Origin of the sequence: Arthrobacter alkaliphilus (genome assembly GCF_021483235.1) — a bacterium.
Classification (GTDB): Bacteria; Actinomycetota; Actinomycetes; order Actinomycetales; family Micrococcaceae; genus Arthrobacter; species Arthrobacter alkaliphilus.
The window spans coordinates 1-738 of sequence record NZ_JAKEEC010000065.1 but is presented as its reverse complement, the minus strand read 5'-3'; the positions used below and the strand labels follow the sequence as shown (position 1 = coordinate 738).

The window sequence follows — 738 nt, the reverse complement described above, 5'->3', positions numbered from 1 at the left end:
CCTCTGGCAGCCTGTAGTCCTTGGCACCGGGGGGCCTGTGCACAAGCATGGACACCACCTGCACCTGACGGTTGGCATCGAATGCAGCCATACGCACGTAGGCGCTAGGGAAGGCCTTGGTGGCGGCATCAATCTCCTTCAGCACCTGAGAGGGGTCGGTGCAGCCGAACATTGGCAGCTTCCACATAGTCCAGTACCTGTTGTCGTAGTAGCCAGAGGCCACAGCGCCGAAGCGGATGGTGTTGTACTGGGCAGTGTAGGCAATCTCAGGCTCGGAGAACTCCAGGCAAGGGGTCCAGCCGTTGTTCACAATGTAGTCCACCTGTCTGGCGATCTGGTCGTCAGTCAGGGGTGGCAGGTGGGAGAAGGTCTCGAAGTACTTGTTGTTGTCTGGCCTCCACACCATCATCTTGTTAGCCTTGGCAACAGGGGCCTTGGCCTGCTTGCTGGAAGCAGCCAGCTTGGCCATGGGCCTGCATANGCCGTTGTTCACAATGTAGTCCACCTGTCTGGCGATCTGGTCGTCAGTCAGGGGTGGCAGGTGGGAGAAGGTCTCGAAGTACTTGTTGTTGTCTGGCCTCCACACCATCATCTTGTTAGCCTTGGCAACAGGGGCCTTGGCCTGCTTGCTGGAAGCAGCCAGCTTGGCCATGGGCCTGCATACCACAGCGGACTTCATTGCGGCGGCCATTGTGTATGGGCAGGACGTTGCGAGGAGTGCTCGACGAGGAGACTGGA

General features: G+C 58.9%; 1 protein-coding gene. It reads right to left on the bottom strand.

Annotation, left to right across the window (positions count from 1 at the left end; translation table 11 throughout):
* Positions 1–406: ribulose bisphosphate carboxylase small subunit (locus L0B83_RS20095; protein WP_443627148.1), on the bottom strand; the 406-nt coding region annotated here is incomplete at its 3' end.
* Between the last annotated feature and the right edge of the window lie 332 nt (positions 407–738).